Annotated in this window: 23 protein-coding genes and 1 other RNA gene; 12 read left to right on the top strand and 12 right to left on the bottom strand. The window is 73.1% G+C overall.

Features of this window, described 5'->3' with window-relative positions; all coding sequences use genetic code 11:
- Window positions 1-102: 102 nt before the first annotated feature.
- The gene (locus tag ACH4OW_RS01325) at window positions 103-1,410 is read right to left on the bottom strand and encodes a sensor histidine kinase (protein ID WP_398024022.1); all 1,308 of its coding nucleotides are present in this window, start codon (window positions 1,408-1,410) and stop codon (window positions 103-105) included.
- 363 nt (window positions 1,411-1,773) lie between these two features.
- Here ACH4OW_RS01325 and ACH4OW_RS01320 point away from each other — a divergent pair, with 363 nt between their 5' ends.
- The 3 genes from ACH4OW_RS01320 to ACH4OW_RS01310 all read left to right on the top strand — a co-directional run bounded on the left by ACH4OW_RS01320 (window position 1,774) and on the right by ACH4OW_RS01310 (window position 4,807).
- Window positions 1,774-2,640, top strand: a complete 867-nt coding sequence (locus tag ACH4OW_RS01320) for a MaoC/PaaZ C-terminal domain-containing protein (RefSeq protein WP_360136819.1) — start codon at window positions 1,774-1,776, stop codon at window positions 2,638-2,640.
- 63 nt (window positions 2,641-2,703) lie between these two features.
- Window positions 2,704-3,789, top strand: coding sequence for a Zn-dependent alcohol dehydrogenase (locus tag ACH4OW_RS01315; protein ID WP_360136818.1), 1,086 nt, complete (start codon window positions 2,704-2,706; stop codon window positions 3,787-3,789).
- A gap of 64 nt (window positions 3,790-3,853) precedes the next feature.
- The gene (locus ACH4OW_RS01310; protein WP_398024020.1) at window positions 3,854-4,807 is read left to right on the top strand and encodes a 3-oxoacyl-ACP reductase; all 954 of its coding nucleotides are present in this window, start codon (window positions 3,854-3,856) and stop codon (window positions 4,805-4,807) included.
- A gap of 86 nt (window positions 4,808-4,893) precedes the next feature.
- Here ACH4OW_RS01310 and ACH4OW_RS01305 read toward each other — a convergent pair whose 3' ends face one another.
- Window positions 4,894-5,058, bottom strand: coding sequence for a hypothetical protein (locus ACH4OW_RS01305; protein WP_360136816.1), 165 nt, complete (start codon window positions 5,056-5,058; stop codon window positions 4,894-4,896).
- Window positions 5,059-5,208: 150 nt separating this feature from the next.
- Window positions 5,209-6,624: a hypothetical protein gene (locus tag ACH4OW_RS01300; protein WP_398024018.1), complete on the bottom strand. Its 1,416-nt coding sequence runs from the start codon at window positions 6,622-6,624 to the stop codon at window positions 5,209-5,211.
- Between the two features lie 265 nt (window positions 6,625-6,889).
- Here ACH4OW_RS01300 and ACH4OW_RS01295 point away from each other — a divergent pair, with 265 nt between their 5' ends.
- The 5 genes from ACH4OW_RS01295 to ACH4OW_RS01275 all read left to right on the top strand — a co-directional run bounded on the left by ACH4OW_RS01295 (window position 6,890) and on the right by ACH4OW_RS01275 (window position 12,838).
- Window positions 6,890-7,756, top strand: a complete 867-nt coding sequence (locus tag ACH4OW_RS01295; protein WP_398024016.1) for a Nif3-like dinuclear metal center hexameric protein — start codon at window positions 6,890-6,892, stop codon at window positions 7,754-7,756.
- Window positions 7,753-8,496 carry a C4-type zinc ribbon domain-containing protein gene (locus ACH4OW_RS01290; RefSeq protein ID WP_360136866.1) on the top strand — a complete coding sequence of 248 codons (744 nt, stop codon included), beginning with the start codon at window positions 7,753-7,755 and terminating at the stop codon, window positions 8,494-8,496. The genes ACH4OW_RS01295 and ACH4OW_RS01290 overlap by 4 nt, the downstream gene beginning before the upstream one ends.
- A 3-nt stretch (window positions 8,497-8,499) precedes the next feature.
- Window positions 8,500-9,684 carry a bifunctional RNase H/acid phosphatase gene (locus tag ACH4OW_RS01285; protein WP_398024014.1) on the top strand — a complete coding sequence of 395 codons (1,185 nt, stop codon included), beginning with the start codon at window positions 8,500-8,502 and terminating at the stop codon, window positions 9,682-9,684.
- Window positions 9,685-9,727: 43 nt separating this feature from the next.
- Entirely contained in the window at window positions 9,728-10,495 is a 768-nt protein-coding gene (locus ACH4OW_RS01280; RefSeq protein ID WP_398024012.1) for a PIG-L deacetylase family protein, read from the top strand.
- A gap of 261 nt (window positions 10,496-10,756) precedes the next feature.
- On the top strand, window positions 10,757-12,838 hold the full coding sequence (locus tag ACH4OW_RS01275; protein ID WP_398024010.1) for an alkyl/aryl-sulfatase: 2,082 nt from the start codon (window positions 10,757-10,759) through the stop codon (window positions 12,836-12,838).
- A 152-nt stretch (window positions 12,839-12,990) separates the two neighbouring features.
- On the opposite strand, the gene eda is transcribed toward ACH4OW_RS01275, so the two are convergent.
- The 4 genes from eda to ACH4OW_RS01255 form a co-directional block, all read right to left on the bottom strand.
- The gene (eda, locus tag ACH4OW_RS01270; RefSeq protein ID WP_360136810.1) at window positions 12,991-13,644 is read right to left on the bottom strand and encodes a bifunctional 4-hydroxy-2-oxoglutarate aldolase/2-dehydro-3-deoxy-phosphogluconate aldolase; all 654 of its coding nucleotides are present in this window, start codon (window positions 13,642-13,644) and stop codon (window positions 12,991-12,993) included.
- Between the two features lie 76 nt (window positions 13,645-13,720).
- The gene (gene yaaA / locus ACH4OW_RS01265; RefSeq protein ID WP_398024007.1) at window positions 13,721-14,518 is read right to left on the bottom strand and encodes a peroxide stress protein YaaA; all 798 of its coding nucleotides are present in this window, start codon (window positions 14,516-14,518) and stop codon (window positions 13,721-13,723) included.
- Window positions 14,519-14,583: 65 nt separating this feature from the next.
- On the bottom strand, window positions 14,584-15,270 hold the full coding sequence (locus ACH4OW_RS01260; protein WP_398024006.1) for a hypothetical protein: 687 nt from the start codon (window positions 15,268-15,270) through the stop codon (window positions 14,584-14,586).
- Window positions 15,271-15,346: 76 nt separating this feature from the next.
- Window positions 15,347-16,159 carry a MerR family transcriptional regulator gene (locus ACH4OW_RS01255; RefSeq protein WP_398024005.1) on the bottom strand — a complete coding sequence of 271 codons (813 nt, stop codon included), beginning with the start codon at window positions 16,157-16,159 and terminating at the stop codon, window positions 15,347-15,349.
- 77 nt (window positions 16,160-16,236) lie between these two features.
- Between ACH4OW_RS01255 and rnpB the strand changes: the two genes are divergently transcribed.
- Window positions 16,237-16,637, top strand: an RNA gene (rnpB, locus tag ACH4OW_RS01250) — RNase P RNA component class A.
- 270 nt (window positions 16,638-16,907) lie between these two features.
- Window positions 16,908-19,607 (top strand): SpoIIE family protein phosphatase, encoded by a 2,700-nt coding sequence (locus ACH4OW_RS01245; protein WP_398024003.1) that lies wholly within the window; start codon window positions 16,908-16,910, stop codon window positions 19,605-19,607.
- A gap of 12 nt (window positions 19,608-19,619) precedes the next feature.
- Here the strand turns inward: ACH4OW_RS01245 and ACH4OW_RS01240 are convergent, their stop codons facing one another.
- Window positions 19,620-19,889 (bottom strand): hypothetical protein, encoded by a 270-nt coding sequence (locus ACH4OW_RS01240; protein WP_360136804.1) that lies wholly within the window; start codon window positions 19,887-19,889, stop codon window positions 19,620-19,622.
- 159 nt (window positions 19,890-20,048) lie between these two features.
- Here ACH4OW_RS01240 and ACH4OW_RS01235 point away from each other — a divergent pair, with 159 nt between their 5' ends.
- Window positions 20,049-20,549 carry a peptidylprolyl isomerase gene (locus tag ACH4OW_RS01235; RefSeq protein WP_360136803.1) on the top strand — a complete coding sequence of 167 codons (501 nt, stop codon included), beginning with the start codon at window positions 20,049-20,051 and terminating at the stop codon, window positions 20,547-20,549.
- A gap of 78 nt (window positions 20,550-20,627) precedes the next feature.
- Here ACH4OW_RS01235 and ACH4OW_RS01230 read toward each other — a convergent pair whose 3' ends face one another.
- The 4 genes from ACH4OW_RS01230 to ACH4OW_RS01215 all read right to left on the bottom strand — a co-directional run bounded on the left by ACH4OW_RS01230 (window position 20,628) and on the right by ACH4OW_RS01215 (window position 24,034).
- Window positions 20,628-20,705 carry a 50S ribosomal protein bL37 gene (locus tag ACH4OW_RS01230; RefSeq protein ID WP_370443954.1) on the bottom strand — a complete coding sequence of 26 codons (78 nt, stop codon included), beginning with the start codon at window positions 20,703-20,705 and terminating at the stop codon, window positions 20,628-20,630.
- Between the two features lie 332 nt (window positions 20,706-21,037).
- Window positions 21,038-22,084 carry a trypsin-like serine peptidase gene (locus ACH4OW_RS01225; RefSeq protein ID WP_398024001.1) on the bottom strand — a complete coding sequence of 349 codons (1,047 nt, stop codon included), beginning with the start codon at window positions 22,082-22,084 and terminating at the stop codon, window positions 21,038-21,040.
- Window positions 22,085-22,256: 172 nt separating this feature from the next.
- Window positions 22,257-23,048 carry an SDR family oxidoreductase gene (locus ACH4OW_RS01220; RefSeq protein WP_398023999.1) on the bottom strand — a complete coding sequence of 264 codons (792 nt, stop codon included), beginning with the start codon at window positions 23,046-23,048 and terminating at the stop codon, window positions 22,257-22,259.
- A 71-nt stretch (window positions 23,049-23,119) separates the two neighbouring features.
- Complete coding sequence (locus tag ACH4OW_RS01215) at window positions 23,120-24,034, bottom strand: DUF4429 domain-containing protein (RefSeq protein WP_360135206.1); 915 nt, start codon at window positions 24,032-24,034, stop codon at window positions 23,120-23,122.
- 194 nt (window positions 24,035-24,228) lie between these two features.
- Between ACH4OW_RS01215 and ACH4OW_RS01210 the strand changes: the two genes are divergently transcribed.
- A complete protein-coding gene (locus ACH4OW_RS01210; protein ID WP_398023997.1) occupies window positions 24,229-25,908 on the top strand; it encodes an alkaline phosphatase D family protein in 1,680 nt (559 codons plus the stop codon).
- The last annotated feature ends 15 nt before the right edge of the window (window positions 25,909-25,923 follow it).

Raw genomic sequence — 25,923 nt, 5'->3', positions numbered from 1 at the left:
TAGACCCTCGGGACATAGCTAGAAGGTTGTCCCGTACGAGGCGGGGGTTACCCCTTGAGGAGAAAGTTGTACAGGAGATGCGGGGTGTGCGCGGTCAGGCTCTCAGCGTTCCGGCGTCACCTCGTCCAGGTCCACCGGCAGCTCCGCCACCACCCGGAAGCCGCGTCGGCCGTCCGGGCCCGCGTCGAGGGTGCCGCCGGCGCTGGCGAGGCGTTCGGTCAGGCCCTTGAGGCCGGTGCCGCCGGATGCGGGGGGTGCCGCGCCCGTGCCGGGGCCGCGGCCGTCGTCGGTGACGGTCAGGCGGGCGCGGTCGCCCGCGGCGTCGGTGCGTACCTCGATCTCGCAGCGGGCCGCGCCGCTGTGCCGGACGGTGTTGGTGACGCCCTCGCGCACCACCCAGCCGAGCAGCGCGTCGGCCTGCGGGGGCAGCGGCGGGCCCGAGCGGCGGACGACATGTTCGATGCCGGCGGCCTGGAGGGCGGAGGCCGCGCGGTCCAGTTCGGTGCTCAGGCTGCCCTCGCGGTAGCCGGTGACCGCTTCCCTGATCTCGGTGAGCGCCTGGCGGCCGACCGCCTCGATGTCGGCGGCCTGGGCCAGTGCCGCGTCCAGGTTGCGCGGCGCCAGCCGCCGTACCGCCTCGGCCTTGACCACGACGACCGAGAGGGTGTGGCCGAGCAGGTCGTGCAGGTCGCGGGAGAAGCGCAGGCGCTCCTTCTCCACGGCGGTGCGGGCCAGCTCCTGGCGGGTCTCGTCGAGCTGCTTGATGTTGTCGAAGAGGCTCAGGACGGTGGCGGCGACCATGCCGGAGATGAAGGTGCCGTAGCCGATGGCGGAGGCGTTCCAGCCGTCGCCGGCGCGTACGCCCGCGACGGCGCCGGCGGAGGCGCTGAGGACGAAGAGCAGGACGAAGTGGGGTTTGCCGCGCAGGACGCGGACGGTGCCGGACGCCAGGGACAGCAGCGGGAAGAACAGCAGCCAGGCGTGGCCGAAGCCGATCGTGATCGCGTAGGTGACCGCGGTCAGCGCGGCGAGCCCGTAGACCGGGACGCGGGAGTCGCGGTAACGGGGGTTGAAGGCCGAGAAGACGACGAAGACGTAGAGGGAATTGAAGGTGAGCAGCCCGAGGCCCGCGAGCCAGGTGTTCTGGGTCTTGCCGCTGAAGATGTTGGACAGGGCGCCGATGCCCATCAGCAGCCACGGCAGGAAGGTGAAGCTGTTGGGGGCCTTGCCCTTGCGCCGGTGCTTCTCCCGTGGCGTCGCCGGCCCGTCCCCGCAGTCCCCGGCCCCGCCGGGGATGGCGGCCCAGCCCGGCACCCTGAGGGTGCCGGACCGCCACCGGCCGGTGCCCCGGCGGTCCCGGGCGTCCTGCCCGTGGTCCCCGTCCGGCTCGCTCCGTCTGTTCTTCCGCACGTCGCGCACTGCCTCTTTCCTGTTCGGGCCCTGGTCAGGACGGTACGGCGCCGTCCGTGGCCCCGGCAGGTGCGAATGTAGTCGGCCGACGGGGACAAATGTCACGGGCGGCGCACCGCCGTCGCCGCCCGTCTGGCTGACGGGTCGTCAGGGGTTCCCGGCTCCTGCCGGATCGGCTATACATGGATGCCGTCGGATAGAACGCGTTCTAGAACGAGCGGCGGGTGCGGTACGCGCACACACGTATCCCGTGCCGACCGGACCCGACGGCGCGGACGGCCGACCGCAGGCGACCCCGGCACGGCCGACGGTGCGGACGGCCGGGCCGGGGTCTTCCCACCGTGGTGAAGGAGCAGCAGACCCATGCCCATCGACGCCGCCAAGGCCACCGCCGCCGAGCCGAAGACCACCGAGCTGGCGTGGGAGCCCAAGGACGTCCAGCTCTACCACCTCGGCATCGGCGCGGGCGTCCCCGCCACCGACCCCGGCGAGCTGCGCTACACGCTGGAGAGCCGGCTGCACGTGCTGCCCAGTTTCGCGACCGTGGCGGGCGGCGGGATGGCGCTGGCCGGCGGCCTGTCCGCGCCCGGCATCGACGTCGACCTCGCCGCGGTCCTGCACGGCGGCCAGACCGTGACCGTCCACCGGCCGATCCCCGTACGGGGGCGCGCCGTCACGACCGCCACCGTGCCCGCCGTGTACGACAAGGGGAAGGCCGCCGTCATCGTGCTGCGGTCCGAGACGGCCGACGACGAGGGCCCGCTGTGGACCTGCGACACACAGATCTTCGTCCGCGGCGAGGGCGGCTTCGGCGGTGAGCGCGGGCCCTCCAACCGCCTGGAGCTGCCGGAACGCGCCCCGGACCGCACCGTCGAACGGCACCTGCGCGAGGACCAGGCGCTGCTCTACCGCCTGTCCGGCGACTGGAACCCGCTGCACGCCGACCCCGAGTTCGCCAAGCTGGCCGGCTTCGACCGGCCGATCCTGCACGGCCTGTGCTCGTACGGCGTCACGCTCAAGGCGGTGGTGGACGAGGTGCTGGACGGCGACGTGGCGCGCGTCGCCGCGTACACGACCCGGTTCGCCGGGGTGGCCTACCCCGGCGAGACGCTCCGCGTGCGCATGTGGCAGGAGCCGGGCCGGGTCCTGGTGTCGGTCACGGCGGCCGACCGGGACGACGCGCCGGTGCTCGCCGACACCGTGATCGACATCAGCCCGTCCGGCGCCTGAGGCGGCGCTGCGGCGCCCGCGACACCCCACCAGGACCCGGCCGCCCCGCGAAGGGAGCGCACCATGCGCGCAGCGATTCAGCACCAGACAGGGCAGGACAAGCTGGAAGTCGTCGACGACGTCGAGGCGGTCGGGTTCGGCCCGGGGAAGGTGCGGGTGCGCATCCGGGCCACGGGGCTGTGCCACTCCGACCTGTCCGCGATGAGCGGGGTGCTGCCGCAGCCCGCGCCCTTCGTCCCCGGGCACGAGGGCGCGGGCGAGATCACGGAGGTGGGCGAGGGCGTCCAGGGGCTCGCGGCGGGGGACCGGGTGCTGATGTGCTGGCTGCCCGCCTGCGGTACGTGTCCGTCGTGCAAGCGCGGCCAGACCCAGCTGTGCCTGGCGGGTTTCATGAACGCCGGGACGCCCAACTTCCGCCGCGCCGCGGCCGATCCGTCCGACGTCTTCGGCTTCGCGGGCACCGGCACCTTCGCCGAGGAGGTGGTCGTCGCCGCCGACTGCGCCGTGCCGATCCCCGACGACGTGCCGTACGAGATCGCGGCGCTGATCGGGTGCGGGGTGACGACGGGGCTGGGCGCCGCGATGAACACCGCGCGGGTGGAGCCCGGCGCGTCGGTCGCCGTCATCGGCTGCGGCGGGGTCGGCATCTCCGCCGTCCAGGGTGCGCGGGTGTGCGGGGCCGCGCAGATCGTCGCGGTGGACCCGGTGGTCTCGCGGCGCGAGGCGGCGCTGCGCTTCGGCGCGACCGAGGCGGTGGCCCCGGAGGAGCTGGCCGACGCCAAGCAGCGGATCACCGGCGGCGAGGGCTTCGACTACGTCTTCGAGGTCGTCGGCAAGGCCGCCACCGCCCGCACCGCCTACGAGGCGACGCGGCGCGGCGGCACGCTCTGCGTGGTCGGTGCGGGGGCGGTGGACGACCACTTCCAGGTCAACATGTTCGAGCTGTTCTTCGACGAGAAGCGCATCCTGCCGTCGCTGTACGGGGGCGGGGACGTGCTGCGGTCCTACGAGCGGGCCATCGCCCTGTGGCGCGCCGGCCGGATCGACCTGGCGGGGCTGATCACCCACCGGGTCCGGCTCGCCGAGGTCAACGAGGCGCTGGAGCAGATGCGGACCGGCGCCGCCCTCCGTACGTGCATCGAGATCTGACCGTACCGGCCCTACAGGGCCCGCCCCGCCGCGTACGCACACCGACCGAGAGGAAGCCGGCACCGTGAGCGCTCCCACCGCACGGCCGCTTGAGGGACTGTCCGCGATCGTCACCGGGGCCGGCCGCGGCCTGGGCCGGGCCGAGGCGCTGGAACTGGCCGGGCTCGGCGCGGCCGTCGTCGTCAACGACTACGGGCAGCCGGGCCGGGACGGCTCCGGCGCGGCGTCGGCGGGCCCGGCCGAGGAGACCGCCGCCGAGATCCGCGCGGCGGGCGGCGAGGCCGTCGCCCACCTCGGCGACGTCGCCGACCACGAGACGGCGCGCGGCCTGGTCGGGCTGGCCGTCGAGCGCTGGGGGAAGCTGGACGTCCTGGTCAACAACGCGGGCATCCTGCGCGACCGGATGGTGTTCTCCATGACGGAGGACGAGTGGGACTCGGTGATCCGCGTCCACCTCAAGGGCCACTTCAACACCACGCACTTCGCCGCCGCCCACTGGCGCGAGCGGTCCAAGGCCGCCGGGTCCGCGGTGTACGGGCGGATCGTCAACACCTCGTCCGAGGCGTTCCTCGCGGGCTCGGCGGGCCAGCCCAACTACGCGGCGGCCAAGGGCGGCATCGTCGGCCTCACCACGTCCTGCGCGCTGGCCCTGGCCAAGTACGGGGTCACCGCCAACGCGATCTGCCCCAGAGCCCGCACCCGGATGACCGAGGACGTCTTCGCCGGGTTCGAGGTGCCGGCGGACGGGTCCCGCGACGCGCTGGCCCCCGAGCACGTCGCGCCGCTGGTCGGCTACCTGGCCTCGCCGGCGGCGGCACGGGTCAACGGGCAGTTGCTCGTCGTGCACGGCGGCATGGTCGCGGTGGTCGAACGGCCGAAGGTGGCGGCGCAGTTCGACACCGCGAAGGACGTCTTCACGTACGCGGAGCTGGACGAGGCGCTGACGCCGTACTACGCGGAGCGCCCGCCGCAGGAGACGTTCGCGGCGGCGGAGGTGCTCGGCCTCAAGCACCGCTGACCGCCCGGCGCGCACGACAGCGGCCGTGGCCCCCGTACCCCTGGAATGCGGTGCGGCGGCCACGGCCGTTGCCGTACGGACCCGCCTCAGGCGTCCTGCGTCTGCTTGCTCCGGCGGTGCCGGCCGTTCGGGGACGCGTCGGCGTCCTCCGAGGCGGCCGGGCCACGGTGTTTGCCGGCGCCTGCCGCCGCGGCGGCCTGGGCGGCGTCGTACTGGCGCGCCTGGGTCGTGTCGGTTCGGGCTTCGGACATGCGAGGAGTCACTCCGTCAGATCGCTTACAGCTGTACGCGTCGGGACCTCTCCCAGCGAACCGCTGGGATTGCCGCGGCAACACCCGTCGGTGGCCGGTCAACCGGCTGCGTAGCCCCCGCCCGATCCTAACGGTGCGAAAGATCTTGCTCTACCGGGCCTCCCGGGCCGCGAGGGGCGCCTGCTGCAGCGGCACCGGCCTGCAAGGAAGGGGATGCGCGGGCGCGGCGTACGGTTCCTGGGTTACGGGTTCCGGTTGTGTGGATGGTGTGGAGGCGGTGGGCGGTGGGGCCTCGCAGCGCACCTTCGGCCGCCCGTCCGCGCGGTCTACTCGCAGCGCCACCGGGGGAGTTGGGGACGGGGCCGGTGAGAATCGTACCCATCGTGCGGCTCTGGGCGGGAAGTTGGCAGGTGGTGGGTCTTCGGGAAATTTGTCCGGTAGCGGGGCATCCGAGGGGCGGGAGTGCCGTACGGCGATCTCCGTGCGTGGCCCAGACTCCCCGGCGGGCGCCTCCCGCTCCACGAGCCCCGTGGCCCGGGCCGGCAGCCGGGCCAGCCCGCACGGCGCCGTCGGCGTCACGAACGGCAGCCGCAGCTCGCCGTCCGCCGCCCACAGCCCGGCCCCCGCCAGCCACCCGCGCGGGGCCGCCAGCTGCCGCAGCCTGCGCTCCGCGGGCCGCCACACGCCCAGCCAGGTGCCGCCCGCCGCGTCGACGCGGAACGCCACCGCGCTGCTCTCCGGCGCGAGCGCCTGCCCCGGCTGCACCGCGAACGGCTGGAGCGCGGCGTCCGGCAGCCGCAGGCACTCCGGGAAGCGCACCGGCAGCGCGCTGCCCAGCACACCCCAGCCCAGCCGGTCGTGCCCGGCCGCGTCGGACCGCAGCACCAGCAGGCCGCTGTCCGGGTCGGCCAGCAGCAGCCGGTCGTTGCTCCGCTCCGTGATCTGGAGCAGCGGGCTGGTCTCGCCGCCGCGCTCCAGGTCGACCACCACCGTCTTCGTACGCCCGTCCAGCTCCTGGTCGAGGGCGAGCAGCCGGCCCGTACGGTCCAGCCAGACACCGCCCGTGCAGCGCCCCGGAAGCTCGGCGACGCAGGCGGGGCCCGAATGCGCCAGGCCGGGCACGGGGGAGTCGCGGCCGTCGTGCACGAGCCACAGCACGGTGGACCGCTCGCCGGGCGCGAGCGCGTACGCGCGGGTCCCGCAGGGCGACGCGGGCAGCAGCGTCAGCCCGGGCGCGCTCACGGCGCCCAGCGCCAGCTCGCCGGTGCCGGGCCCCGTGGGGTACAGCAGGGCGAGCGCGAAACGGTCCCCGGACCGGCGCCGGATCAGCACCCGGCCGTCCGTGAGCGGCAGCAGCTCGCTGTCCGCCTCCTCGGGCTGGTTGCCGGGCAGCGGGACCGCGTACGGCTCGGGCCCCGCCAGCGTCCAGCGCTCGGGGAACCAGCTCCCGGTGCTCTCGTGCCGCGCGAGCCGGGCGGCGTAGGAGCCGTCGGCGGCGATCGTCAGCGCCGCGGGGCGCTGCCGGGTGTCCGGCGCCGCGGCGTCCTCGGTGACACAGGCCGTCATCGAGTGCTCACCTCCAGTCAGTGCGCTCGAAGCTAGTTTTCGTCCTTCCAAACGATCGGCGAAGGTTGCGGCACTTCACGCAAAAGAGTGGTGGATGTCCGCTTCGCCTGAGGCGTGGGAGAGGGTTGTGCTCTACGCGACGGGCCTCCGCGGAGCGCGGCGCCCCCGACTTCGCGCCCCGGCCGCCCGGAGCGCGCGGACGCCCGCCCGCCGCCGTCCGAAGCGGCCCGTCATACGGGCACGGGTGGGAGGTAACCTTCCACCCGTGCCCGTACTGTCTGAAGTCCTCGCCGCGCTCGACGCCCTCTGGCCCCCCGAGCGGGCCGCATCGTGGGACGCCGTCGGCACGGTCTGCGGTGACCCGGACGCCGGGGTGCGCCGGGTCCTGTTCGCCGTCGACCCCGTGCAGGAGATCGCCGACGAGGCGGTCCGGATCGGTGCCGACCTGCTGGTCACGCACCACCCGCTCTACCTGCGCGGTACGACCACGGTCGCGGTCGGCACCTTCAAGGGCCGTGTCGTGCACACGCTGATCAAGAACGACATCGCGCTGCACGTCGCGCACACCAACGCCGACACCGCCGACCCCGGCGTCTCCGACGCCCTGGCCGGCGCCCTGGACCTGCGCGTCCTCGGCCCCCTGGTGCCGGACGCCACCGACACCCACGGCCGCCGCGGTCTGGGCCGGGTCTGCGAACTGCCGCACCCGATGACGCTGGCCGAGTTCGGCCCGTACGCCGCCGCCCGGCTGCCCGCCACCGCGCAGGGCGTCCGGATCGCCGGCGACGGCGACCGTACGATCCGCACGGTCGCGGTCTCCGGCGGCTCCGGCGACAGCCTCTTCGACGACGTGCGGGCGGCGGGCGTGGACGCGTTCCTCACCGCCGACCTGCGCCACCACCCCGCCTCCGAGGCGACCCAGCGAAGCGGTCCGGCGCTGCTCGACGCCGCCCACTGGGCCACCGAGTGGCCCTGGTGCGAGCAGGCCGCGGCCCAGCTCGACGAGATTTCCGACCGGCACGGCTGGAACCTGCGCACCCACGTCTCGCGCACGGTCACCGATCCCTGGACCGCCCACGCGGCGTCCGACGCCCGCACGACCCCGACGAACACAACAGGAGCCCCACGCTGAACGCCGCGCCCGCCGACCAGATCCGCCTCCTCGACGTCCAGGCTCTGGACGTGAGGCTCAGCCAGCTCGCGCACAAGCGCAAGAACCTCCCCGAGCTGGCCGAGATCCACACCCTGGAGGGCGACCTCACCCAGCAGCGCGACCTGCTCGTGGCCGCGCAGACCGAGGAGAGCGACACCACCCGCGAGCAGACCAAGGCGGAGCAGGACGTGGACCAGGTGCGCCAGCGCGCCGCCCGCGACCAGCAGCGCCTGGACTCCGGTGCCATCACCTCGCCCAAGGACCTGGAGAACCTCCAGAAGGAGATCGCCTCCCTCGCCAAGCGCCAGGGCGACCTGGAGGACGTCGTCCTGGAGGTCATGGAGCGCCGCGAGTCCGCCCAGGAGCGCGTCGCCGAGCTGACCGGGCGCGTGGAGTCCGTGCAGGCCAAGGTCAACGACGCGGCCGCCCGCCGGGACGCCGCGTTCGCCGAGATCGACGCCGAGGCCGACACGGTCCGCAAGGAGCGCGAGCTGACCGTCGCCGACATCCCGGCCGACCTGCTCAAGCTCTACGACCGGCTGCGCGAGAAGCAGGGCGGCCTCGGCGCGGCCCGCCTCTACCAGCGCCGCTGCGAGGGCTGCCGCCTGGAGCTGGACATCACCGAGCTGAACGACGTGCGCAGCGCGCCCGCCGACAAGGTCGTGCGCTGCGAGAACTGCAGCCGCATCCTGGTGCGCACGCCCGACTCGGGTCTGTAGGCCGTGGCCCGTACGTTCGTCGTCGAGGCCGACGGCGGGTCCCGGGGCAACCCGGGGCCCGCGGGCTACGGCGCGGTCGTCATCGACCCGGCGACCGGCGAGACCCTCGCCGAGGCCGCCGAGTACATCGGCACGGCGACCAACAACGTCGCCGAGTACCGGGGCCTGGTCGCCGGGCTGCGCGCCGCGCACGCGCTGGACCCGGAGGCGGAGATCCGGGTCCGGATGGACTCCAAGCTGGTCGTCGAGCAGATGTCGGGCCGCTGGAAGATCAAGCACCCGGACATGCGGCCGCTGGCGGCGGAGGCGCGCAGCGTCTTCCCGCCCTCACGGGTGACGTACGAGTGGATCCCGCGCGAGAAGAACAAGCACGCCGACCGGCTCGCCAACGAGGCCATGGACGCGGGCAAGGCGGGCCGCCAGTGGGAGCCGCGCGACTCGCGGGCCGGACTGGAAGCGGGCGGTCCGGCGCGCAGTGCCGCGGCCCGCGCCGCCGACGCGGCGGCGGAGGCCGCCGAGGCCGCCGGGCCGAAGGCGCCGCCGGCCGGCTGGGCGCCCGCCGACCTCGGCGCGCCGACCACCTTCGTCCTCCTGCGGCACGGCGAGACCGCGCTGACACCGCAGAAGCGATTCTCCGGCAGCGGCGGCTCCGACCCCGAGCTGTCCCAGGCCGGCCACCGCCAGGCCGAGGCGGTCGCCGCCGCACTCGCCGCGCGCGGCACGATCCAGGCCGTCGTCAGCTCGCCCCTCAAGCGCTGCCGGCAGACGGCCGAGACCGTCGCGGCCCGCCTCGGCCTGGACGTACGGACCGACGAGGGCCTGCGCGAGACCGACTTCGGCGCCTGGGAGGGCCTGACCTTCGCCGAGGTCCAAGAGCGCCACCCGGAGGACATGGCGGCCTGGCTCGGCTCCGCGAAAGCGGCGCCCACGGACGGCGAGTCCTTCGCGGCCGTCGCCCGCCGCGTCGCCGTCTCCCGCGACAAGCTGCTGGCCCGCCACGCCGGCCGCACGGTGCTGCTGGTCACCCACGTCACCCCGGTCAAGACCCTGGTACGCCTGGCCCTCGGCGCCCCGCCGGAGTCACTGTTCCGGATGGAACTCTCCGCGGCGTCGCTGTCCGCCGTCGCGTACTACGCCGACGGGAACGCGTCGGTGCGCCTGCTGAACGACACGGGACATCTGCGCTGAGAGGACCCCGGCAGGTCTTCTCCTGACGGAAGGCGGTACGCCGATGGCATGGCCCGACCTGCTCGCGGTCTTCGCCCACCCCGACGACGAGTCGCTGTCGGCGGGCGGGGTGCTCGCCCGGCACGCGGCCGCCGGCGCGCGCACCGCGGTCGTCACGGCGACCTGGGCCGAGGACACCGCGCGCGCCGCGGAACTGGCCGAAGCACTCGCGATCCTCGGCGCCGGCGAGCCGCGGATGCTCGGCTACGCCGACGCGAGGGTCCCGTGGTCGGCCCCGGGCCGCGCGCGGCTGTGCGACGCGCCGCTGGACGAGGCGGTGGGGCGGCTGGTGGCACACATCCGGGAGACCCGCCCTGAGGTCGTCGTCACCCACGACGCGTACGGAGGGCTGACGGGCCACCCGGACCACGTGCACACCCACCGGGTGACCATGCTCGCCGTCCAGGCGGCCGGGCTCGAAAAGCTCTACCCCGAGGCCGGAGAGCCGTGGCAGCCGCGCGCCCTCTACCTGGCCACGCACCCCGACTCGGCCGTGCCGCGGCTCCGCGACGTGCTCGACGCGGACGCGCCGCTCTACAGCGTGCCCGACGCACTGGTCACCGCGACCGTCGACGTACGGCCCTGGCTGGAGCAGAAGATCGCCGCCATCCTGGCGCACCGCTCCGAGGCGGCGCGCGGAGCCCTGCCGGGAGTGCTCGACGGCCTCGCGCCGGACGCCGGGGCGCGGCTGTTCGGCACCGAGTGGTACATCCGCCACGCGCCCGTCACCGCGGCCACCGCCGCCACCGCCCGGACGGAACTGACCGCCTGAACGCGCACCCGCCCGCCGGTACCTCCGCGAGGACGTACCGGCGGGCTTTTTTCCGCTCCGGACGGGCCCTTTCCGGGCCATTTTTCCTTGGCGTGAACGCAGTGCTTTTCGCCGGCGCGGGGCCGGTCCGCACCGGGTGGCTTGTTCGATTCCTTGTACCGCGCACTCCGCTTCCATAGCGTCGCTTGCACACCAAGGCGCGGCCAGCGTCTTTATCCCTCACCGCATGCGCGCATTCCGCATGCCTGTACGGAGGTTGGTATGCCGAGCGAGAGCGTCGAGCCCATTGCGGTTTCCCCGTCCGTGGCACAGGCCAATCGAAAGGTCGCGGAGCGAATCCAGGCGGGCGGTTCGCGGGACTTCGAGGACGCGAACAGGCAACTGCTCGCCCGACCGGACGTCGCGGTGATCCCCGCCCGCTCGGACAGCGGCAAGGCCGTCTGGGACTTCGCGGCGTACGACTTCCTGGTCGACGGCGACGAGCAGGCACCGGCGGAGGTCAACCCGAGCCTGTGGCGCCAGGGGGTGCTCACCGCGACGGCCGGGCTGTTCCTGGTCACCTCCAACGGCAGCAGGGCCGTCTACCAGGTACGCGGCTACGACCTGTCGAACATGACGATCATCGAGGGCGACACCGGGCTCGTCGTCATCGACCCGCTGGCCTGTTACGAGACCGCGCAGGCCGCCCTCAAGCTCTACCGCGACACGGTCGAGGGCGACCGCCCCAGGCCCCGGCCGGTCGTCGCCCTCATCTACACCCACAGCCACGTCGACCACTTCGGCGGCGCCCGCGGCCTGTTCGCCGAGCGGAACGACGAAGTGCCCGCGGACCTCCCGGTCATCGCGCCCGACGGGTTCCTGGAGCACGCCGTCAGCGAGAACGTCTACGCGGGCCCGGCGATGGCGCGCCGCGCCGAGTACATGTACGCGGCCGGGCTGGACAAGTCCCCCTACGCACAGGTCGGTTCGGGCCTCGGCCTGACCATCTCCACGGGCGAGGTCACGCTCCTGCCGCCGACCGACTCCATCGGCGCGGCCCAGGCCGTCACCAGCGACGACTGGACGCCCGCCGACGTCATCCCGTGGCGGGCCGGCCTGCACCGGCGGGTCGTCGACGGCGTACGGCTGCTCTTCCAGCTCACGCCCGGCACCGAGGCCCCCGCGGAGATGAACATCTACCTCCCCGAACTCCAGACCCTGTGCATGGCCGAGAACGCCACCCACAACCAGCACAACATTCTCAGCCTGCGCGGCGCCCAGGTCCGGGACGCGCACGCCTGGTCGAAATACCTCACCGACGCGATCCAGACCTTCGGCGAGCACACCGAAGTGGAATTCGCGTCGCACCACTGGCCGCGCTGGGGCAAGGAAAGCATTCTTGAATTCCTGAGCAACCAGCGGGACATGTACGCGTACCTCAACGACCAGACGCTGCGGCTCGCCAACCGCGGATACACCGGAATACAGATCGCCGAGGAACTGCAGCACCTGCCGGCCGGACTCGCCGAACACTGGTACAACCAGGGCTATTACGGCTCGCTCAGCCACAACTTCAAGGCCGTCTACCAGCGCTACATGGGCTGGTTCGACGGAAACCCGGCCCACCTGTGGAACCTGCCGCCGTCCGAGGCCGGCACCCGGTACGTGGCGGCGATGGGCGGCGCCGAGGCCGTCGTACGCACGGCGCAGGAGGCGTACGACCGCCACCCGGACGACCCGCAGGCGTACCGCTGGGTCGTCGAACTGCTCAACCACGTCATCTTCGCCGACCCCGGCACCGTCTCCGAGCAGGCCGCCAGGGACGCCAAGGCCCTCCAGGCCAAGACCTTCGCCCAGCTCGGCTACGGCGCCGAGAACGGGCCCTGGCGCAACTTCTACCTCACCGGCGCCGACGAACTGCGCAACGGCCCGCAGCGGCCCACCGGCAAGGGCGCGCCGGACCTGGTCCGCAGCATGAGCCTGGAACAGGTCTTCGCGGCGATGGCCCGCAGCGTGGACGGGCCGAAGGCGGCCGAGGAGCAGCGCGCCGCGATCGTCCTCCAGTGGAACTTCACGGACACCCGGCAGGAGTGCACCACCACACTACGCAACGGCGTCCTGGTGTACGTGGAGGGCAAGGACCTCTACGCGGGCAAGCCGCAGGCCACCATCGTCCTGACCAGGGCGGCGTTCGACTCGCTGGCACTGGACGGCCCGCTGTTCCGCGACAACTTCGACGCGGCGGTCAAGAACGGCACGGTCCGCGTCGACGACCAGGCGGCGGCGGACACCGTCTTCGGCTACCTGACGGTGCCGGACCCGATGTTCCCGATCGTCACACCGCGGGGCGGCGGCCGGGGCTAGCCGGCCGCCGGGGAGAGGGGCAGTCAGGCCGGTGCGGGCACGCCGATCCGCACCGGCCGATCCGCACAGCCGGGGCCGCGCCGTACGGCTGCGTGACGTACGGGCGTGTGGCGTACGGGCGTGTGGCGTACGGGTGTGTGGCGCGCGCCGTCTCAGCGCAGCGACGCGGCCTCGCGGGCGAGCCGCTCCACCCGCCCCCAGTCCTTCGCGCGGAGCGCGTCCGCCGGGAGCATCCAGGTGCCGCCCACGCAGCCCACGTTCGGCAGCGCGAGGTACGCGGGGGCCGAGGCCAGGCCGATGCCGCCGGTCGGGCAGAACCTGGCCAGGGGGAGCGGCGAGGCGAGGGACTTCAGGTAGGCCGTGCCGCCCGCGGCCTCCGCCGGGAAGAACTTCATCTCGGTCACGCCCTCGTCGAGCAGCGTCACCACCTCCGACGCCGTCGAGACGCCGGGCAGGAACGGTACGCCGGACGCCCGCATCGCGGTCAGCAGCCGCGGCGACCACCCCGGGCTGACCAGGAAACGGGCGCCCGCCGCGACCGCCGTGTCCACATGCCCAGGGGTCAGGACCGTGCCCGCGCCCACGACCGCCTCCGGCACCGCGTCGGCGATGGCCCGTATCGCGTCCGGCGCCGCGGCCGTGCGCAGCGTCACCTCGATGGCGGGCAGCCCGCCCGCCACCAGCGCGCGGGCGAGCGGGACGGCGTCGGCCGCGTCGTCGAGGACCACGACCGGGATCACGGGGGCGAGCCCGAGGACGGAGGGCGCGCCGGCGGGGGAGGGGGCAGCGGTAGTCACGCCGCCCATACTGCGCCCGCCCGTCAACATCCGCAACGCCCATTGCAAATACTGCAACGGGCGTTCATTGCTGCCCCTCCGGCCCCTAAAGCTCCTTGACCACCACGTCGACCGCCCACGCCTTGCCCGCCTTCGCGGGGGCCCCGGCCTCCACCACGTACCCGAGATCGCCCAGCGCCTCGACCAGCTCCGCCGGGCCCTCCGGCGCCCGCCCCGCCGTCAGCAGGTCCCGCACCAGCCGCCCCTTCGTCGCCTTGTTGAAGTGGCTGACGACCGACCGCTTCTCGACACCGTCCACGATCTTCGACTGGAGCACCCGCACCGTCGCCGTACGGCCCGCGACCTCGCCCTTGGGCTTCCAGGCCGTCGCGTACGCCGCCGACCGCAGGTCCAGCACCAGCCCGTCCCCCGCGGCCTCGGGCATGACCTCGGCCATCGGCGTACGCCAGTACGCACCCAGCGCGCCCAGGCCCGGCAGCTTGACCCCCATCGAGCAGCGGTACGACGGGATGCGGTCACCGATCCCCACCGCACCCCACAGCCCCGAGAACACCAGCAGCGACTTCCCGGCCAGCCGCCGCGCCCCGGCGTCCAGCGTGGCCAGCCCCAGCGCGTCGTACAGCACGCCCGTGTAGATCTCGCCGGCCGGGCGCGTACCGGACTCGCGCAGCGCCGCGTTCTTCGCGATCTCGCCCCTGAGGCCGTCGCTCAGCCCGAGGACCTCCTGCGCCTTCGCCTCGTCCGCCGCGCACAGCCCGACCAGCTCTTCGAGCACCGCCTCCCGCGCGGGGCGCAGCCCTGGCAGCGACAGCGCCCCCAGATCCAGCGGCTTCCCGCCCCCGGACGCGGCCTTCCCTTCGGACGGCGGCAGCAACACGAGCACGCGCTTCTCCTTAAACTCCCGGTGCGATGGCCCCGCCACTTTACGTTCGGCGGCGGCCGCCCCTCTCACACCGGCGCCACCACAGCCCTCCCCTCACCCTCTTCCTCCCCCTTCGCTTCCTTCTCTTCCTGCTCTTCCTTCCGGCGCGCGACCGCCTCCCTGATGGCGGCGGCCGCGGCCCGCCCCTCGTCCGCGTGGAACCGGACCGTACGGGCCGCCACCCGCTGCCCCAGCAGCTTCACCGCGACGACCGGCTCGGCCAGCTCGACGGTGACGCAGGTCTGCGCCGCCACCGCCAGTTCCAGCACGCCGTCCCGCTCCAGCTCCCGGCGCTTGTCCTCCTCGGTCTTCGGGAAGCGCAGGTCGTAGCGGACGGACGCGATCCGCTCCAGGGGTATCCACACGTCCAGCTGCGCCCCGTTGCGTATCCGCAGCCCGCCGGACCCCAGGACGTGCGGCCGGGTCACGGCGGCGGCCTGGAAGCTCAGCACGGTCAGCACCGTGTAGACGTCGAGCACTTGCATGACCAGGTGCACGACCGGCAACCCCGCCAGCAGGAACCCGACACCGACCGACTCGACCAGGGCCACGAACGCGAAGCCGTACATCATCGGCGCCTGCGCCCGCGCATACCCGAGCGCGCGCTCCCCGGTACCCACGCCGTGGCGCCGCCGCGCCACCCACAGCGCCAGGCTCGCCATCCGACGCCTCTCGTACGCCGCCAGCCGCCCCACCACGCCCGTACTCCCCATGCCCGTCCCCCTCATGCCCGTCCCCCTCATGCCCGTCCCCCTCATGACTGATCCCCCTCCGGCCGCGCCGCGTCCGCTACTCACGGTCCCGCTCCAGCACCATCCGGGTCGCCCACCGCACGGCCTCCTCTTGCGCCGGCGCGAAGCCCGCGAAATACGAACCCAAGAACCCCGTGTCGAGCCGCGACCCGCCCGCTTTCCCCTCCTGCTCCGCCCTGCGCAGCTCTTCCGTCAGCCCGTCCGGAACGCACGCCGCGAGCGCGCGGGCCGCTTCCTCCACCCGCGGGTCCCCGGGCTCCACCCCGGCCAGCTCGTCCAGCAAGGCGTAGACCTCGTAGGCGCGCTCCATCGCCCCGGGCGGCATGGCGGCCTCCTGTAGCACGGAGATCATCCGCTCGCCCTCCTCCGAGGACCCCGCGGCCATCTCCAGCACCGACAGCATCTCCCGCTCCTTCACCGCCATCGCCGGTTCCGGGCCCGGCAGCGTGGCGGAGACCCGCTGCATCTCGCCGACCAGCGCCGTCAGCTGCTCCGAATACGGCCCCTCGTCCGGCAGATGCCCCTTCTCCACCTGCCGCAGCAGCCCCTCCAGCCGCTTGCGCCGGCGGCGGATCTCCTCCTCCTGCCGCGCCAGGTCCGCGTCCAGCTCGCCGAGCACCTCGCGCAGCTCCCGCCCGGCGTCGTCCGCCAGCACGTCGCGCACCTCGCTCAGCCCGAGCCCCAGCTCCGTCAGCCGCCGCACCCGCGCCAGCGTCACGGCGTCGCGCAGCCGGTACTCGCGGTACCCGTTCGCCAGCCGTTCGGGTTCCGGGAGCAGGCCGAGATGGTGGTAGTGCCGTACGGTCCGGGTGGTGACACCGGCCAGCGCCGCGAGCTCTCCGATCCTCATGCGGCCAGTACACACGTTGCCGTTGCGTCAAGGTCAAGGCTCAGCCGACCGGGAGGTAGCATGGTCGGCACGGCGGACGAGCCGGCCGGACGGCCGCGTGGGGATTCATCGGATCCCCCCGAGGAACGTCCGGGCTCCACAGGGCAGGGTGGTGGGTAACGCCCACCCGGGGTGACCCGCGGGACAGTGCCACAGAAAGCAGACCGCCGGTGCCGCAAGGCGCCGGTAAGGGTGAAACGGTGGTGTAAGAGACCACCAGCCTCCGAGGTGACTCGGAGGGCTAGGTAAACCCCACCCGGAGCAAGGTCAAGAGGAAACACCCCGGTGTTTCTGCGCGGACGTTCGAGGGCTGCCCGCCCGAGTCCGCGGGTAGACCGCACGAGGCTGCCGGCAACGACAGCCCTAGATGGATGGCCGTCTCCCGACGGGCCGCAAGGCCCTTCGGCGACAGAACCCGGCGTACAGGCCGACTCGTCCGTCCGCAAGGGCTCCCTGACCAGGATTTTCGCTGGTCAGAGGGCCCTTTTGGATGCCGGAGGCGCCTTACTCAGACCTCACTGCATACCGGTTCACACCAGACCGCGCGGCTACGTAAGTAGCCATCAAGGTAGCCATGAAGGCGGCCTTTGGCCGACTCGTCCGCCCCATCGCTTCGATCCTGGTCGGGACGGCTCTTGGTGTGAGAGCGCCGGTTCGGGCGTGCGTGCCGGTCGGCTGTGTGGGCCGTCTCGTGGAGCACACTGGCGGCATGGACCACAGCAGTGAGACGGGGGCGGGGGGCTCTCGGAGGTTTGCTTCTCGGCCGGAGAGTGTGGGGCCGGCGCGGCGTTTCGTGCGGGATGCGCTGGCCGGTGCGGGCGCGGATGTGGTGGAGACGGCCGAGCTGCTGGCCGGCGAGCTGGTGACCAATGTGGTGCTGCACGCGCGTACGGAGGCGGAGGTGGCCGCCTGGGCGGCGGACGGCGTGGTCCATGTGCAGGTCGGCGACCGGCGGCCGGAGCGGGGGCCGGTGCCGCAGGACCTTCCGCACCCCGGTCCGGGGCACGGGCTGGCGATGGTGCGGCAGCTGGCGTCCCGGTACGGGGTGGAGACCGGGGAAGAGCGCAAGACGGTGTGGTTCGAGCTGTGGGAGGACGGGCGGCCGCCGCAGCCCTCCGGATGGGAGATCCCCGCGCCGCCTTCCGGGCCCACGCGCACGGTGACGCTGGTCGACTTGCCGGGCACGCTGTACCTGGCGTCCCAGCGGCACCGGCACGCGCTGCTGCGCGAGCTGACTCTCGCCGGGTTCGCCGGCGAGGACACCGGCGTACGCCCGGAGGACCTGGCCGTCGCGCACGACATGTCCAACCTGATCAGCGCGGGCCTGACGGAGGCGCTGGAGAAGCAGCCCGCGGTGGCCCACATCCACTCCCTGAACCTGGTGCTTCCCGCGGATGCCGGGCGGGCCGTGGCCACCCTGCGCCGGGTGCTCGACCTGGCTGAGCAGGCGGCCCGGGACGAGCGCCTGCTCACCTGGCCGGCGATGCCCCAGAACCGCGTCTTCCGCCGGTGGCTGCTGGACCAGATCACCGGCCAGCTCGCCGGCGAGCCCGTCACCGCCTGGACCGTGGTTCCCCGCGACCCGAGCGCCAGCCCCTGGGAGCTGGTGCCGTGGGACGTCGGCCACGTACGGGCCAGCAGGGTCCCCACCATCGCGGCCGACGAGGAGAACCGGATCGTCGTGGCGAACGGGCCGGCGGCCGACATGCTCGGGTGGCAGGCGGACGACCTGGTCGGCCGGCGGCTGACCGTGCTCATCCCCGAGCATCTACGGGGTCGGCACATGGCGGCGTTCACTTCGCTTCTGCGTACCGGGCAGCCGCACATCCTGGGCCGCTCGGTGCCGCTGCCGGCCCTGCACCGGGACGGCCGGTTGGTTCCCGTACGGCTGTTCATCCAGACGCAGGGGACGGCCGACGGCCGCACTGTGTTCGTCGCCCAGCTTTCTCCCAGGACCGCGCCTCCCGACCCGGTACCTCCGGCTTCGGGGGAGAGCGGGTTCGCCGGGGCAGAAGAGCCGGCTGAGTCGGGTGAGATGGGTGGGCCGGACGAGGCGGGTGGGTCGGACGAGGTGGGCGAGGCCGTCCTGCCGGAAGCTCCGGAGCTTGTCGGGAAGGAGTCTGGTGACGAACCCGGCGGGGCGGCGGCCCAGGAGCGCCGGCTGCTGGCCGACATCGGGGAGTCGCTGAGCAGCACCCCGAACCTGGAGGAAGGCTTGCAGCGGGTCTGCACGATCCTGACCCAGCGGCTGGCCGACTGGTGTGTGGTGGACCTGCTCAACGATTGGGACCAGCTGGAGCGGATGTGCGTCGGGCACTGCGGCCCCGCGGCACTGCCCGCCGAAGTACACGCGGGCAGGCTGCCGTCGGTGACCGGGACCGCACGGGGACCGCTGGCGCGGGTGCTGCGCGGAGCCGGCCCGCTGCTGCTCACCGAGCGCCCGCCGCCGAGTCAGGTCAACAGCCCGCTCGACGCGCATTACGTCGATCTGTTCGAGCGGGTGGGGGCGAACAGCGCCGTGGTCGCTCCGCTGCGGACCCGCGGGCCGGTCTTCGGTGCCCTGACCCTGGCCCGTACCGGCAAGGAGCGGGCCTTCACCGAAGAGGCGCTGCCCCTGATCGGCGACCTGGTCCGCAGCCTTTCCCTGGGGGTGGAGCACGCCCGCCTCTACCAGGAGACCCGGCAGATCGCCGAGCGTCTCCAGCGCTCCTTGCTGCCCGTGCTGCCGGACGTCGAGCACCTGCAGATGGCCGCCCGCTACGCGCCCTCCTCCACCACCGCGCAGATCGGCGGCGACTGGTACGACAGCTTCCTCGTCCCCAACGGCCAGACCGCCGTGGTCATCGGTGACGTCGCCGGGCACGACCTGGAGGCGGCCGTCGCCATGAGCCAGTTGCGGAGCATGCTGCGCGGCATCGCCATCGACCGCCAGGAGCCCCCGGAAGAGGTGCTGCGCCGCCTGGACGTGGCGAGCCACACCCTGTCCCAGGAAGCCACCGCCACGTGCATCTACGCCCTGGTGACGGGCCCCGAGAGCGGGCCCTGGGAATTGAAGCACTCCTCCGCCGGGCACCTGCCGCCGCTGCTGACCACCAAAGAAGGCGGCACTCGCTACCTCGAAGGCGGCGCTGGTCTGCTGCTCGGCATGGAACCCGAGATGCCCCGCCCGGGAGCCGCGAACCCCTTCCCCGCCCACTCGACCGTCCTGTTGTATACCGACGGCCTCATCGAACGCCGCGACGAGTCCCTCGACCACGCCATGGACCGGCTCCGCCGGTACACCGCCGCACTGGCGCGCGAGCCCCTCGACGTCTTCTGTGACGAACTGCTCATCGGCCTCGGCGCCGACAGCGCCGACGACATCGCCATCCTCGCCGTCCGGCCGGTGCCCCCGGACCGGTCGCCCTAGACCGGCGTTGCCCTAGACCGGCGGGATCTCGTCCGGGCGCCGGAACGGGGTCTGTTCGTTGTGCTCGCCGCGGCAGGACGTTCCGTGCCGGCAGAAGAAGCCGCGGCCCCGGCACGAGCGGCATCCGTGCGGGGCGTGTATCTCGCCGGGGTGGCCCACGCCGGATACGTAGAGTGTGGAGCGGAGTTCCGTCTGCTGGCCGCCGCATCCCTTGCACAGCAGGTGGGGGCCGGGGCAGACGTGGTCGTGGTCCTGATCGTGGTCACTGCCGTGCTCGGTCACCGGGTCTGCCTTCTCCCCTGTCGGTTTCCGTGTCCGCGATGCGCGTTCATGGTGCGATCATGCCTTCGGTACGGGGCGGATGCCGCCGGACCGGCCGGGTGTCCCTCGTACGAAGGGGGGCGGACGGAGGGGCCCGGGCGGAGTGGAAGGATAGCTTCCATGAGTTCCAACGTATTTTTCGACATATCCATCGACGACGTTCCCGCGGGCCGCATCGTCTTCAAGCTGTACGACGACGTCGTGCCCAAGACCGCGCGCAACTTCCGTGAGCTGGCCACCGGCGAGCACGGCTTCGGTTACGCGGGCTCGCCTTTCCACCGGGTGATCCCCGAGTTCATGCTCCAGGGCGGCGACTTCACCCGCCGCAACGGCACCGGCGGCAAGAGCATCTACGGTGACCGCTTCGCGGACGAGAACTTCGAGCTCAAGCACGACCGCCCGTTCCTGCTGTCGATGGCGAACGCCGGCCGCAACACCAACGGCTCGCAGTTCTTCATCACCACCGTGGCCACGCCGTGGCTGGACGGCGCGCACGTGGTCTTCGGCGAGGTCGTCGAGGGCTCGGACCTGGTGACCAAGATCGAGGGCCTGGGCTCCCGCTCCGGCGCGACCTCCGCGAAGATCGAGGTGGCGGCTTCGGGCGTGGTGGACGCCGCGTAACGGGGCCGTGGCGCCCACATGCGGGAGGGCCCCCGGGACAGCTGTCCCGGGGGCCCTCCCGTATGTGGGCGCGGCCGCTCAGGACTGGGGCCGGCTGCCGTGGTTGGCACCGTTCTTACGACGTGCCTTCTTCTTGCGGCGTCGCTTCGACGACATGGCGTCTCCTCTCCGAGGTGGGGCTTTCCTCCGCATTTCTACCATTTCACGGAGGGTCCCTGCCCGCGATCTTCGGGCCGGATACCCACCTCACGGGTGCCCACACGCCCCGTGAGACACATCACGGTCAACGAGTGGGGGAGGGAGAGGGCACGTCGGAGAGAGGCGGAGGGCCGCCGGGTCAGGACTCCGGCTTGGCCCCCCCGAGGCGTCTCTCGCACCGCCGCCGCTGCCGCTATCGCTGCCGCCTTCGTTCACTGGCACGGGAGTCCTCTCGGCCGCCCCGGAGACGGTGTCTCCGGGGCGGCGGTTGCCGTTCGGTGCCGGGCGGGTCAGCTCGACTGGGCCTCGTCGTACAGGTTCTCGGCGTCGTCGCCGAAGTACGGGCCGAACATGGTGTTCGGCAGGAAGGTGTAGCCGAAGCTGTTCACCGAGGACTGCAAGCCGGTGCCGGTGGCCTCGTTGAACGAGGTGAACCAGGGGCCGCCGCTGGAGCCGCCCGTCATGTTGCAGGACAGGCCGTGGTCGGTGGAGAACAGCGGGTCCTTGATGGTGTTGCCGCTGCAATAGACGAGTTTGCTGCCGTCGTAGGGTGCCGCGGCCGGGTAACCGAAGGCGTACATGGGCTTGTTGTAGCCGGTGTTGAAGGCCAGGCCCTGGCCGCCGACGACGTCGGTGAGCCGCTGGCCGCCGACCGGGGCGACGACCGCCGCGCCCACGTCGTAGTTGATGTCCTCGCTCGCCGTCCACTGTGGTGTGGCGAGGGTCTTGGAGGCGGCCCACTTGCCGTACGGGGCCTGGCCGTCGTGGTAGCCGGGCACGAAGACCCAGTCGCCGTGCCAGGCGCCCTGGAGCTTCACGCAGTGCCCGGCGGTGAGCACGGTGCTCTTGTTCGCGCTGGTGACGGCGTTGCCCGAGCAGGAGGCGGTGCGGCCCTGGTAGGTGAAGAACACCCGGCCCGCGGTCTTCGTCACGGCGCCGCCGCCGGTCCAGGCGGCGCCTTTCTGCGGGAAGGACTTCGGTGTGGGGGCGGCCGGGGCGCCGCCGGGGAGGCTGGGGCGTACGGTGCGCTCGGTGCCGCGCGGAACCGCCGGGGTGGTCGTGTCCGCCCCCGTACCGGACCGCGGTACCGCTGCCTCCGTCCCGGCGGACATCAGGTCCATCGGGGTGGCCTCGCGCATCCGTTCCGCGGTCCAGAAGCCGGCCGCGGCGGACGTGTCGGTCCCGGTTCGGTCGGGTGCTGCCGCGCCGGTCGCGGCGGCCGGCCCGGTCTGGAGGGCCGACACGAGCAGGGCGCCGGCGGCGGTCAGGGCTCCGGCGACGGCACGGGACACCCCGCGCTTGCGGGCGCCCGGCGAGGTGCTGGCGGTTCGTCTCACGCGTAACTCCTTCTGCGGGGCCGCGTGGCGAACCGCGCGGCCGTCCCTCCAGGGCCGCGGGTTCCGCGGCCCGGCAGATGAGCGGTGCGGATGGACGTGCGTCAGGAAGCGTGCCACCGGACGCGCCGGATGTCAGGAGCGTGGCGCGCCGAAGTCCGGAAGGGGCGGGCCCTCAGCCGCGCCCGATGTACGGCATGGCCGTCGCCATCACCGTCGCGAACTGCACGTTCGCGGCCAGTGGCAGCTGCGCCATGTGCAGGACGGTACGGGCCACGTCGGCCGCGTCCATCACGGGTTCGGCCGCGGTGGTGCCGTTGGCCTGGAGGATGCCGGTCTGCATCCGCCCCGTCATCTCGGTCGCCGCGTTGCCGATGTCGAGCTGCCCACAGGCGATGTCGTACGGACGCCCGTCCAGGGAGAGGGACTTGGTCAGGCCGGTCATCGCGTGCTTGGTGGCGGTGTACGCGATGGAATGCGGTCGCGGTGTGTGCGCGGAGACCGAACCGTTGTTGATGATGCGGCCGCCGCGCGGGTCCTGCTGCTTCATCGTGCGGAAGGCGGCCTGGGCGCAGAGGAACGCGCCGGTGAGGTTGGTGTCGACGACCGTCCGCCAGTCGTCGTACGCCAGCTCTTCGAGCGGTACGGGCGGGCCGAACGTGCCGGCGTTGTTGAAGAGCAGGTCCAGCCGCCCGAAGCGGTCGCGGACCGCGGCGAACAGGGCGTCGACCTGCTCGGGGCGGGTGACGTCGGCCGGTACGCACAGGGTGGCACCGCCGGCGTCCTGGGCCGCTCGGCGGGCGGTCTCTTCCAGGGCGTCGGCGCGCCGCCCGGCGAGCGCCACGGACCAGCCGGCCCCGGCGAGGGCCAGCGCGACGGCGCGGCCGATGCCGGAGCCGGCGCCGGTGACCAGGGCGACGGGTGCGGGCGGTGGGGTGGTGCCGGGGCGGGTGTCGGGTGTCGTCATGGCGGCAGGGTAGGGCGCGGCCCGGCCGCCCGGGGGAGCGGGCTCGCGGAGCGGCTGCGGGCGTTTCTCGTTCAGCCCGCCCCGTGGAAGTCCTTGAGCACCGCGGCCTTGGCCGCGGTGAACTCCTCGGCGGTCAGGATGCCGTCCCGGTGGAGTTCGCCGAGTTCGCGCAGCCGGCGCAGCAGTACGTCGGCGCCTTCGCCGCCGCTTCCGTCGCCCGGGGGCGCGGCCTTCTTCTCCAGGGCCGGTGCGGCTTCGGGCCCCGCCACGGGTGCCGCCGGGGCCGCCGGGTGCGGCAGCCGGGCCGCGACCGCCGCCGCGAGCAGCGCCGTGCGGCCGCTCTCCTTCTTGAAGCCCCACAGCTCGATGGCGTTCGGGTCGTGCTCCGGCTTGAGCCTGACGTTCAGGCCCTTGGGCCGGAAGCGCAGGTAGCCGGGTTCCAGGCCGCCGGCGGGGTGCCAGTCCACCCCGTCCAGGTCCGCGAGGGCGAAGTCCCTGGCGCCGGCGTGCTTCTTGCTCTCGCTGGTGGTCCAGCGCCACTCGATGTGCACGTGCTCGCCGTCGAAGGTCGCCACCCCGTCCACCCCGGCGGCGGACAGCGGTACGGAGGGCCCCGGCAGCAGGTAGCGGTCGGTGGGCCCGGTCGCCACCTGGTCGAGCAGCAGGGCCTGGCGCACCTCGTCGGCGAAGTACTCGGCGACGCCGGTGCGGTCCGGGTCGACGGTCACCTGGTAGGGGTTGGCGTCGTCCGGCAGGCCGCCGCCGGTGACGTACAGCAGCGGGTCGGCGCCGTCGCGCAGCCGCAACCGCAGCCGGCCGCCTTTGCGCGCGGGCTCGTAGGCGATGCCGGCCAGCGCCGTGAGCGGTACGGAGATCTCGCCGAGGTCCTGCCGCAGCCGGTGCACGCCTCGTTCCTGTCCCGGCACGATCCGTACCTGATCGCCGTCGAAGGACCACGTGCCGTCGCGCACCATCAGTTCAGCCATGCCCCGAATCCTACGGAGCGCGCGTACCGGTGGAAGACGGTACGGCTCGCACGGATCCGCCGTGATTGTCCGGCGGCGTCCGAAGCGGGCGCAGACATCATCGGGTTGTCATGAGTGCGTCGTACACGGGACAGCGGTACGCCGTCCTCCGCCCCTCCAATCTCTGGTGACAACACCAGCCAGGGGAGGGGCAGATGGCCCGTCAAGGTCAGTACGAGCAGGGTGCGCAGGGCACGCAGGGGGCCCAGGACGCACCGCACGGCCCGGAGGCGCGGGCCGCCGCGGCGCGGCTCGCCCGGCGCCGCTTCCTCGCCGGCACCGGGACCGTCGCGGCGCTCGCCTTCGCGGCCAACCTGCCCGGCACCGGCGTCGCGTACGCCGCGGCCGAGGCCGACGCCAGGAAGATCACCGAGAACCCCTTCACGCTCGGTGTGGCTTCCGGCGACCCGCTGCCCGGCTCCGTCGTGCTGTGGACCAGGCTCGCCCCGAAGCCGTACGAGCCGGGCAACGGCATGCCCCAGGCCCGCGTCACGGTGCGCTGGGAGATCGCCTACGACGAGAAGTTCCGGCGCCTGGCGGGGCGCGGACGGGCCGAGGCGCACCCGGAGTTCAACCACACGGTGCACATCGAGGCCACCGGCCTCGCGCCGGACCGTGTGTACTACTACCGCTTCCGGGCCGGCAGCTGGATCAGCCCGGTCGGCCGCACCCGCACCGCCCCCGCGCGCGGCGCCAAGCTCGCCGAACTGCGCCTGGGCGTCGTCTCCTGCCAGGCGTACCACGACGGCTACTACACCGCGCACCGGCACCTGGCCGACGAGGACCTCGACGTGGTCTTCCACCTCGGCGACTACCTGTACGAGTACCCGGTGGACGCCGCCGGCGGCGCCCGGAAGTACACCGACCGCAAGCTGCCCGCGCGCTTCAACCGCGAGACGGTGACGCTGGAGGACTACCGGCTGCGCTACGCGCTCTACAAGTCCGACCCCGACCTCCAGGCCGCGCACGCCGCGCACCCGTTCATCGTCACGTGGGACGACCACGAGGTGGAGAACAACTACGCCGACGACATCAGCGAGAACAACGACCCCAAGGGCGAGTTCCTGCTGCGCAGAGCCGCCGCGTACCGCGCCTACTGGGAGAACCAGCCGCTGCGCCGCCCCCAGCAGCCGCACGGCCCGGACGCCCGGCTCTACCGCCGCGTCCACTACGGGCAGCTGGCGCAGTTCGACGTCCTGGACACCCGTCAGTACCGCTCCGACCAGGCGTACGGCGACGGCTGGCACGCGCCGGGCCCCGACTCGACCGACCCCGCCCGCACCCTGACCGGCAAGGAGCAGGAGCGCTGGCTGATCGACGGCTGGCGGTCGTCCTCCGCGCTGTGGAACGTGCTGCCGCAGCAGGTCACCTTCTCCGAGCGGCGCAACGCCACCGGCCCCGGTTACAAGCTCAGCATGGACTCCTGGGACGGCTACCCGGCCTCCCGCGAGCGGGTGCTGAAGGGGGCCGAGGCGGCGGGTGTGGAGAACCTGGTCGTGCTGACCGGCGATGTGCACGTGCACTACGCGTTCGACGTCAAGCGGGACTTCCGGGACGAGAAGTCGCGTACCGCGGGCGTGGAGTTCGTGACCACCTCGATCGCCAGCGGCGAGGACGGCGCGGACAAGCCCGCGAACTGGGGCACGTACATGGCGGCCAACCCGCACATGAAGTTCTACAACGGCAGGCGCGGCTACGTGACCGTCACGCTGGACCGGGAGAAGGCGCGCGCCGACTTCCGCACGGTGTCGAAGGTGACGGCACCGGGGGCGCCGGTGATCACTGCGGGGTCGTTCGTGACCGAGGCGGGCAACCCGGGGCTCAAGCCGGCCTGAGCCCGCCGGACCCGC

Origin of the sequence: Streptomyces sp. NPDC017056 (genome assembly GCF_044332485.1) — a bacterium.
In the GTDB taxonomy this organism is placed as follows: Bacteria; Actinomycetota; Actinomycetes; order Streptomycetales; family Streptomycetaceae; genus Streptomyces.
Note: the sequence above shows the minus strand (reverse complement) of the source record. Positions and strands in the feature narration are given on the sequence as shown.

Coding starts and splice junctions, on each gene's coding strand:
- ACH4OW_RS01320 (WP_360136819.1), top strand. CDS start 1,774: ATGCCCATCGACGCCGCCAAGGCCACCGCCGCCGAGCCGAAGACCACC.
- ACH4OW_RS01315 (WP_360136818.1), top strand. CDS start 2,704: ATGCGCGCAGCGATTCAGCACCAGACAGGGCAGGACAAGCTGGAAGTC.
- ACH4OW_RS01305 (WP_360136816.1), bottom strand. CDS start 5,058: ATGTCCGAAGCCCGAACCGACACGACCCAGGCGCGCCAGTACGACGCC.
- ACH4OW_RS01300 (WP_398024018.1), bottom strand. CDS start 6,624: ATGACGGCCTGTGTCACCGAGGACGCCGCGGCGCCGGACACCCGGCAG.
- ACH4OW_RS01280 (WP_398024012.1), top strand. CDS start 9,728: ATGGCATGGCCCGACCTGCTCGCGGTCTTCGCCCACCCCGACGACGAG.
- ACH4OW_RS01275 (WP_398024010.1), top strand. CDS start 10,757: ATGCCGAGCGAGAGCGTCGAGCCCATTGCGGTTTCCCCGTCCGTGGCA.
- eda (WP_360136810.1), bottom strand. CDS start 13,644: ATGGGCGGCGTGACTACCGCTGCCCCCTCCCCCGCCGGCGCGCCCTCC.
- ACH4OW_RS01260 (WP_398024006.1), bottom strand. CDS start 15,270: ATGGGGAGTACGGGCGTGGTGGGGCGGCTGGCGGCGTACGAGAGGCGT.
- ACH4OW_RS01255 (WP_398024005.1), bottom strand. CDS start 16,159: ATGAGGATCGGAGAGCTCGCGGCGCTGGCCGGTGTCACCACCCGGACC.
- ACH4OW_RS01245 (WP_398024003.1), top strand. CDS start 16,908: ATGGACCACAGCAGTGAGACGGGGGCGGGGGGCTCTCGGAGGTTTGCT.
- ACH4OW_RS01235 (WP_360136803.1), top strand. CDS start 20,049: ATGAGTTCCAACGTATTTTTCGACATATCCATCGACGACGTTCCCGCG.
- ACH4OW_RS01230 (WP_370443954.1), bottom strand. CDS start 20,705: ATGTCGTCGAAGCGACGCCGCAAGAAGAAGGCACGTCGTAAGAACGGT.
- ACH4OW_RS01220 (WP_398023999.1), bottom strand. CDS start 23,048: ATGACGACACCCGACACCCGCCCCGGCACCACCCCACCGCCCGCACCC.
- ACH4OW_RS01215 (WP_360135206.1), bottom strand. CDS start 24,034: ATGGCTGAACTGATGGTGCGCGACGGCACGTGGTCCTTCGACGGCGAT.
- ACH4OW_RS01210 (WP_398023997.1), top strand. CDS start 24,229: ATGGCCCGTCAAGGTCAGTACGAGCAGGGTGCGCAGGGCACGCAGGGG.